This is a genomic window from Dietzia sp. DQ11-71 (assembly GCF_014144995.1).
GTDB classification, from domain to species: domain Bacteria; phylum Actinomycetota; class Actinomycetes; order Mycobacteriales; family Mycobacteriaceae; genus Dietzia; species Dietzia kunjamensis.
In genome coordinates, this window is record NZ_JAALDT010000119.1 from 1 (window position 1) to 7,681 (window position 7,681).

The 7,681-nt window shown below is 70.1% G+C and carries 8 protein-coding genes; 1 reads left to right on the forward strand and 7 read right to left on the reverse strand.

Features of this window, described 5'->3' with window-relative positions; translation table 11 throughout:
- On the reverse strand, positions 1 to 507 hold a 507-nt coding region (locus tag G6023_RS04815; protein ID WP_241727686.1), incomplete at its 3' end, for an amidase family protein.
- A 24-nt stretch (positions 508 to 531) separates the two neighbouring features.
- Complete coding sequence (locus tag G6023_RS04820) at positions 532 to 1,008, reverse strand: DoxX family protein (RefSeq protein WP_096905505.1); 477 nt, start codon at positions 1,006 to 1,008, stop codon at positions 532 to 534.
- Between the two features lie 60 nt (positions 1,009 to 1,068).
- On the opposite strand from G6023_RS04820, the gene G6023_RS04825 reads away from it, so the two are divergent.
- Positions 1,069 to 1,515 carry a MarR family winged helix-turn-helix transcriptional regulator gene (locus tag G6023_RS04825; RefSeq protein WP_132063300.1) on the forward strand — a complete coding sequence of 149 codons (447 nt, stop codon included), beginning with the start codon at positions 1,069 to 1,071 and terminating at the stop codon, positions 1,513 to 1,515.
- 2 nt (positions 1,516 to 1,517) lie between these two features.
- On the opposite strand, the gene G6023_RS04830 is transcribed toward G6023_RS04825, so the two are convergent.
- The 5 genes from G6023_RS04830 to G6023_RS04850 all read right to left on the reverse strand — a co-directional run bounded on the left by G6023_RS04830 (position 1,518) and on the right by G6023_RS04850 (position 7,594).
- Complete coding sequence (locus G6023_RS04830; protein WP_182634221.1) at positions 1,518 to 2,147, reverse strand: GyrI-like domain-containing protein; 630 nt, start codon at positions 2,145 to 2,147, stop codon at positions 1,518 to 1,520.
- A 9-nt stretch (positions 2,148 to 2,156) separates the two neighbouring features.
- A complete protein-coding gene (locus tag G6023_RS04835) occupies positions 2,157 to 2,747 on the reverse strand; it encodes a pyridoxamine 5'-phosphate oxidase family protein (RefSeq protein ID WP_182634222.1) in 591 nt (196 codons plus the stop codon).
- Between the two features lie 203 nt (positions 2,748 to 2,950).
- The gene (locus tag G6023_RS04840) at positions 2,951 to 3,394 is read right to left on the reverse strand and encodes a PaaI family thioesterase (protein ID WP_182634223.1); all 444 of its coding nucleotides are present in this window, start codon (positions 3,392 to 3,394) and stop codon (positions 2,951 to 2,953) included.
- On the reverse strand, positions 3,391 to 5,778 hold the full coding sequence (locus tag G6023_RS04845) for an ATP-binding cassette domain-containing protein (RefSeq protein WP_182634224.1): 2,388 nt from the start codon (positions 5,776 to 5,778) through the stop codon (positions 3,391 to 3,393). Before G6023_RS04845 ends, G6023_RS04840 begins: the two co-directional genes overlap by 4 nt.
- 67 nt (positions 5,779 to 5,845) lie before the next feature.
- Positions 5,846 to 7,594 (reverse strand): alpha/beta hydrolase, encoded by a 1,749-nt coding sequence (locus G6023_RS04850; RefSeq protein WP_182634225.1) that lies wholly within the window; start codon positions 7,592 to 7,594, stop codon positions 5,846 to 5,848.
- Positions 7,595 to 7,681: the final 87 nt, after the last annotated feature.

Genomic DNA, 7,681 nt, shown 5'->3' on the forward strand with positions numbered 1-7,681 from the left:
GCTCGCCCCGGCGGCCGGGACGATGCCGGCCGCGACCGCGGCGGCGGACCCGCCCGAGGAGCCCCCGGGGCTGCGGCTGGTGTCCCATGGGTTCCTGGCGGGGCCGAACAGTTCGGGCTCCGTGATTCCCTTGGCCCCGAACTCCGGGGTGTTGGTCTTGCCGAAGACCACCAGGCCCGCGTCCAACCACCGCCGGACCACGGTCGCGTGCTCGGTCGCCGGTACGTCGGCCAGTGGACGCGACCCGCCACTGGTGGGTGTTCCCCGGTAGTCTTGACCGAGATCTTTGAGGAGGAACGGCACCCCGGCGAACGGGCCCGACAGTTCCTCGGTCGCCCGGGCGCGAGCCGGCCCGTCCAGCCGGCGCACGATCGCGTTGAGTCGCGGATTGACACCGTCGGCGCGCTGGATCGACGCGTCGAGCAGGTCGCCCGGGGTGACCTCGCCCTGCCGCACGAGGGCGGCGAGACCGAGGGCATCGTGACTTCGGAACTCGTCAAAGCGCATGGGGCCGGAGTCTACGCAGCGCGATCAGCGATTGTTCCGGTTCCGCCAGGCGCGCCAGGCGCCCGTGGACCACAGGGCCCACGCGACGAGGACGGGCTGGAAGAACAACCGCACGAGGCGTGCGCGGTCGCTGTCGAGTCCGAACGCGTCCGTGCCCGTCACGTACTGAGAGATGTTGCCGGGGAAGATCGCGACGAAGAACGCCGCCGTCACGCCGCCCACCGCCGGCCGGTATCGCGCCGGTGCGAGGATGAGCGCCGCGCCGAGTCCGAGTTCCACCACGCCGGAGGCGACGACCACGAAGTCCGGGTCGAGTGGGACCCACGTCGGGACCTGTGCCTGGAACTCCTCGCGCATGGTGGTCAGGTGCCCGGTCCCCGCCCCGAGAAGGGCGGCGCCGAGGGCCCATCGTCCGAGATGTCGGACCACCTCCCCCGCACTGCGGCGGCGCACCGGTGTGCGGGATCGCGAGTTCTTCAGGGGCCGGTCCAGTTTGTCCATGGGGGTAGTGTTGCGCGCAACTTAATTGAGCGCAACCTAAAAATGGGCGATACTCGGGTGATGGATCCCGATCTCCGACTGGAAGAGCAAGTCTGCTTCGCCCTCTACGCCGCCTCCCGCGCCTCGACGTCGGCCTACCGCCACGCCCTGGCGTCGGTCGGCCTCACCTATCCGCAGTACCTCGCCCTGCTCGTGTTGTGGGAGGAGGACGGGCTGACGGTCCGCCAGTTGGGCGACCGACTACTCCTCGACTCGGGCACCCTCTCCCCTCTGCTCGCACGGCTGGAGCATGCCGGACTGGTCGAGCGGTCCCGCTCCGTCGGCGACGGGAGGAGTGTCCACGTGCACCTCACCGAGGCCGGCGGGCGGCTGCGCGCCGAAGCCGAGACGATCCAGTGTTCCCTGCTGGACAGGGTGGACATGCCGCAGGAGGACCTCGTCCAGCTGCGGACCCTGGCCCAGCGTCTCGTGACCTCGCTCGAAGGAGTCGATCGCGGCGATCAGTAGCGTCAGCCGATGGTGATCGGCTGACGCAGGATCGTCCTGAGTCTGGCGGGATCGGACCTACGGGGGTCCGAGAGGTAGATCTCGTGGTGGTGGCCCGACGGGGTCGCCCCGTGTGAGGGGATGATCTCCTCGTGCATCCGCGCGATGATCGGGCCCTCGTCGTCGTAGGGGCCCACGTGCAGCGTCTGCACCGCCGACCCCTCGGCGTACCCGTCGAACCGCACCCGCTCGTGCGCCTCCGGCACCGTCGTCGTCGTCACTTTCTCCATGGCGGCGGACAGGATGTCCGGGGTGACCCAGTCCGGCTGCCAGATCATCATCGTCCAACTCCAGGCGTCCTTGTCGCGGGCCGTGAACACCCGCGGGTCGTCGGCGTACCAGAGGCCCTCGAGCGGGCCCACCGTGTGGACCCGTCCCAGCGCGGCCCGGGCGGCGGCGCGCACGGCGTAGGACGTGGCGTACAGCGCCTCGACGGCGGCCCTGTACTCCGGCGCGGTATCGGGATCCCCCTGCCCGTCGACCATGAGGAAGTCCATCGGGGGCACCTCGACCAGGTCGACTCTGCCGGCCTTGCCGCTGTAGAGGTCCCTGCGCTCGCGTTTGATGTCGAAGTTGGGCGGGTCACCGACCATGGCAGCAGGCTACGCCGATCCGGCCTGGAGTTCGGCGATCCGGCGTTTGTACACCGCGGTCAACTCGTCGATGTACCGGCGATTCCACCGTGGGGTGATGTGCTTGCTGCAGTTGGCGTCAGCGGCCACGACGTCCACCACGATCGCGCGCTCCACGCGGCCGGAGTACCTCTTCTCCCCCATGGCCCGGAGCCGGTCGATCAGGTCGGGGTCGCTGTCCGGCTCGACCGTGCGCGCGTGACCGAAGACCTTCAACCGCCGTCGGGTCGGATAGTCGACGAAGAGCAGGCAGACGCGTCCGTCGTGATCCACGTTGCCCGTGGAGACGTACTGGTGGTTGCCCGGGAACTCGGCCCAGGCGAGGGTCGTGTCGTCGACCACGTGCACGAATCCCGCCGGGCCGCCGCGGTGCTGCGTGTACGGCCAGCCCGACTCGGTGACGGTCGAGAGGGAGAAGTGGTCGGCGCTCCGGATCAGTGCGACATCGGTGCCCTCGAGGGCGAAGTCGCCGGTGTCGACGGGGAGGGTGACCCCCACGGCGTCCTGCCGGGCCCGCACCGCCGATCCGTACGCGATTCCCGGGTAGTGGTTGGCTGCCATGGTCGTCAATATAGGTTGCGGTGCGGCACGACAGGTTGCAGGGCATGAGCTGGGCGGAGATCGGCATGGTGCTCGGTGTCAGCACACAGGCGCTGCACAGGAGATTCGGACGGACCGCCTGACCGGGCATGATGCCGACCATCCCGGTGGCATGCGGCTCGGTGACGAGGGCACACGCAGGGCAGCGCAGCTCCGCTGAGTGCTCAGCGTCCGGGCGTGGCGACGGTGTCCGGCCTGGGCACGTTCTGCAGCCGGAGTTGGCCCCGCGCGAGCACGGCTCCACCCTCGGCCTGGCTGATCACGACATCCCACAGCTGCTGGCTGCGGCCCTGGAACAGGGCATGAGCGGAGACCTCGACCCGCCCGCCGGTGGATGGCCGGAGGAAGTCGGTGCCGTTGTGGACGCCGACCGCGATCTGCCCCCGGTCAGCGACCGCGAATCCGGCTCCCGCACCGCCGGCGGACTCCACGATGCTCGCGTAGACGCCGCCGTGGACCGTCCCCCACGCCGTGACGTGCCCCTCCCCCAGGTCCGCGTGGCCGCGCAGCGAGGTGGTGGTCACCTCGTCGACGACGAGTCCGGAAGCGCGGACGAAGACGCTGGCGTCGGGAGAGCTGGCATCGGGGAACCCGCCGGAGTCGATCATGGGGTCTTTCTACCCGCTACCGTTTCCGGCTGGGTCGCCGCAGCCACGTACCTCGCCAGGTGCTCGCCGGTGAGAGTGGAGGCACCGGCGACGAGTTCGGCCGGGGTGCCCTCGAACACGATCCGGCCGCCGTCGTGACCGGCGCCGGGACCGAGGTCGATGATCCAGTCCGCGTGGGCCATCACGGCCTGATGGTGCTCGATCACGATCACCGACTTCCCGGCATCGACCAGCCGGTCGAGCATCGCCAGCAGGGTCGCGACGTCGGCCAGGTGCAGGCCCGTGGTCGGCTCGTCCAGCACGTAGACCTCGGCCTTGTCGGCCATCTGGGCGGCCAGCTTGAGCCGCTGACGCTCGCCACCGGACAGCGTGGTCAGGGGCTGACCGAGCCGGATGTAGCCCAGGCCGACATCGCGGAGCCGGGCGAGGATCTTGTGCGCGGCGGGGATCCGCGCCTCTCCCCCGGCGAAGAACTCCTCGGCCGTGGCGACGGACATCGCCAGCACCTCGCCGATGTTCCGGCCACCGAACCGGTACTCGAGCACCTCGGCCTGAAAGCGCCTGCCCTCGCAGTCGTCGCACGTCGTCGCGACGCCGGCCATCATGGCCAGGTCGCTGTAGATCACGCCCGCGCCCTTGCAGGTGGGACACGCGCCCTCGGAGTTCGGGCTGAACAGCGCCGGCTTGACGCCGTTGGCCTTGGCGAACGCCTTCCTGATGGGTTCGAGGAGTCCCGTGTAGGTCGCCGGATTACTGCGTCGCGACCCGCGGATGGCGGCCTGGTCGATCGCCACCACCCCGTCGCGAGGCGACACCGAGCCGTGGATGAGCGAACTCTTGCCCGATCCGGCCACGCCGGTCACCACGCACAGCACCCCGAGGGGGATGTCCACATCCACGCCTCGCACGTTGTGGGCTGTCGCGCCACGCACCTCGATCCGCCCGGTGGCCGCCCGCACGCTGTCCTTCAGTGCGGCGCGGTCGTCGAGATGCCGGCCGGTGACGGTGTCGCTCCCGCGGAGCCCGCTGACCGATCCCTCGAAGCAGATCCGACCGCCTTCGGAGCCGGCGCCGGGTCCGAGGTCGACGACGTGGTCGGCGATCGCGATGGTCTCCGGCTTGTGCTCCACCACCAGGACCGTGTTGCCCTTGTCGCGCAGCCGCAGGAGTAGCCCGTTCATGCGTTGGATGTCGTGGGGGTGCAGGCCGATCGACGGCTCGTCGAACACGTAGGTGACGTCGGTCAGGGCGGAACCGAGGTGGCGGATCATCTTGACCCGCTGTGCCTCGCCGCCTGACAAAGTGCCCGCGGGGCGGTCGAGGGACAGATACCCAAGTCCGATCTCGACGAACGAATCGAGCGTGTGCTGCAACGAGTCCAGCAGCGGCGCGACCGACGGCTCCTCGAGGCCGCGCAGCCACTCGGCCAGATCGGTGATCTGCATCGCCGAGACGTCGGCGATGTTTCTCTCCCCGATCCGGGAGGACCGGGCCCCCTCGTTGAGCCGGGTGCCGTCGCACTCGGGGCAGGGGGTGAAGACCACGGCCCGCTCGACGAACGCGCGGATGTGGGGCTGCATCGCCTCGACGTCCTTGGACAGCATCGACTTCTGGATCTTGGGGATCAGGCCCTCGAAGGTGACGTTGATGCCGTCGGCCTTGACCTTGACCGGCTCCTTACGCAGCAGGTCGTGCATCTCCCGATCGGTGAACTCCCCCACCGGTTTGTCCATGTCGAAGAACCCGGAGCCGGAGTAGATGCGGCCGTACCAGCCGTCCATCGAGTATCCGGGGACGGTGATCGCGCCCTCGGACAGGGACTTGGAGCGGTCCACCAGCGCGTCGACGTCGAAATCGGAGACTGATCCGCGACCCTCGCAGCGGACGCACATCCCGCCGGTGATGGAGAACTCGGCCTTCTGCCGGGTTCCGTCGGCCTTCTTCAGTGTGCCGACCCCGGAGGCGGACGCGACGTTGAAGGAGTACGCCTTGGGGCCGCCGATCCTCGGCTGCGCGAGACGGCTGAACAGGATCCGCAGCATCGCCCCGGTGTCCGTGGCGGTGCCGACCGTGGAGCGGGGGTCGGAGCCCATCCGCTCCTGGTCCACGACGATCGCCGTGGTCAACCCCTCCAGCACGTCCACGTCCGGCCGCGCCAGGGTGGGCATGAAGCCCTGGAGGAACGCGCTGTAGGTCTCGTTGATCATCCGCTGCGACTCCGCCGCGATGGTCGAGAACACCAGCGAGCTCTTGCCGGATCCGGAGACGCCGGTGAACACCGTCAGCCGCCGCTTGGGTAGATCCACGTCGATCGACCGCAGGTTGTTCTCCCGCGCGCCGAGGACGCGGATGGTGTCGTGCGTGTCTGCCGTGTGGGCGCTCATCCCGGGTCTCCTCACCCTGTCCACTCAGCGGCAACGTTAGACCGCGGACCCGTGGCGGGAAAGGGCGTCAGCCGCGGTCCTGCTGCTCCATCGCGGTGGCGTGCAGTCGGGCGAACCGCTGGAACTCGTCGTCGTCCCATCCCTCGCGTCCCGTCGCGGCCGCCCATCCGTCGAGGATCTGATGGTCGTACAGGTGGCCGTAGCCCTGCGACCCGCCGATCGCGTTTCCGAGGTCCGCGGTCACCTGGAACAGGGTCAACACGGGCATGTAGAACATGCCCGGATGTCGGCCCTTGCCGGGCGGTTCGGCCAGCCACGCGGGGCGGTCGAACAGCAGATCCGGGGTCCACCACACCACCGGGTCGGTCGCGTGCTGGACGTACAGGACGTGCGGCGGGATCCACGGGGTGTCGTCGTCGCGGAACTCCGCGGGATCCTCCGAGAACCTCACCAGCAGGCCGTCCGCGTACACCGGCTCGGTGACCGGGGTACCGGGGTCGCGCCGCTGTACGAGCGCGTGCCAGATGTGGTTGGAATTGGGCGGGCCGACCCAGAGCACCCCGTCCACCGTCGCCCGGATATCGCGGATCCCCGAGAACGCCGCCTCGCCGGCCTGGGTGCCCAAACTCTCGCCGTAGACGTACAGCTTCGGCTGCGGCCGACCCGGTGGGAGGGAGTCGCGCCAGGTCACCACCGCCTCGATCAGTGACCGGCCCGCCACCTCCGCCTTCTCGCGGTCGGCGAGGAACGAGATCCAGCTGGGCAGGTACGAGTACTGGGTGCCCACGATCGCCACGTCGCCACCGGAGAGCAGTTCGATGGCCTGAGCCGCGTGGGGGTTGATCCACCCGGTGCCGGTGGTCGGGGCGATCACCACCGACTCACGTTCCCAGGCCCGGGTCCGCTCCAGCTCCTCCACCACCAGGGCGGAACGCTCGTCGTCGGTCGGTGCGGACTCCAGACCGGCGTACGCCCGGATCGGCTCGGGCGCGTCCTCGCCCAACAGATCCCCCAGGTGCTGCCCGTCGAGGCCGCCGCTCACGAACCGTCGGCCCTGCAGGCCCAGGTCCCCGAAGTCCACGACGGAGTCCGGGGACCCGGATCGCTCGGGCGCCGTCGGCGGTCGCGCGCCGGGGAGGTCCTCGTTGTTCTGCCCGCTGAAGATACGGTTGGCGCCGCCGAAGAACAGGCGCGGCACCACACCTTGCACCACGCCGAGTGCGAGGACCGCCACCATCACGACGCCCGTGAGCCGGGCGGTGTACTCCCCCACGCCGAACCTGCGGCCCACCGCGCGGGCCGACCACCGGTACCCCGCCCGGATGCCGCGGGCTGCGATGAGGAGCCCCAGGAAGATCGCCAGGGCGACCCACGGGATCTTCATGTAGTCCGCCCAGGGCGGGCGGGGTGAGCGCACCAGATCGGAGACCTGGTCCTGCCAGCGGATCGCCGTGGCCGTGGCCGTGATGAGGTAGACCACCAGGATGTACGGGGCGGACAGACGGGCGAAGGTCAGGAGACGGTCACCGAACGCGAGGAGGTCGGGGTGGAGGGTGATGCGGGGCGCCACGACCCGCCGCCAGAGGGTCCTCAGAGCGACGCCGACCCCGTAGCCCACCAGCATCGACACGCCGGTGACCACCCCCTGGTAGTACCAGGCCCGCGGCAGCAGGGACGGCATGAGCGAGACCCACGCCGCCAGCGCGGCCACGATGAGGCCGGTGACCGAGGGGCGCCACCGTTCCCACCACGTCCGGAGCGCGGCGACGGGCGTGGTCCCCGCTGTCGGCCGACCGGCCTCTCCGTCCTCGCTCACCGCAGGCGCTCGGCCCGTCTCGCCGCCGCCACCAGGTCCTCGGACATGCGGGCCAGCTCGGCGGGGTCCTCGCCCTCGGCGATGGCG

Excerpts from the sequence above, each read along its gene's own strand:
- G6023_RS04820 (WP_096905505.1), bottom strand. The coding sequence starts at position 1,008 with ATGGACAAACTGGACCGGCCCCTGAAGAACTCGCGATCCCGCACACCG.
- G6023_RS04825 (WP_132063300.1), top strand. The coding sequence starts at position 1,069 with ATGGATCCCGATCTCCGACTGGAAGAGCAAGTCTGCTTCGCCCTCTAC.
- G6023_RS04830 (WP_182634221.1), bottom strand. The coding sequence starts at position 2,147 with ATGGTCGGTGACCCGCCCAACTTCGACATCAAACGCGAGCGCAGGGAC.
- G6023_RS04835 (WP_182634222.1), bottom strand. The coding sequence starts at position 2,747 with ATGGCAGCCAACCACTACCCGGGAATCGCGTACGGATCGGCGGTGCGG.
- G6023_RS04840 (WP_182634223.1), bottom strand. The coding sequence starts at position 3,394 with ATGATCGACTCCGGCGGGTTCCCCGATGCCAGCTCTCCCGACGCCAGC.
- G6023_RS04845 (WP_182634224.1), bottom strand. The coding sequence starts at position 5,778 with ATGAGCGCCCACACGGCAGACACGCACGACACCATCCGCGTCCTCGGC.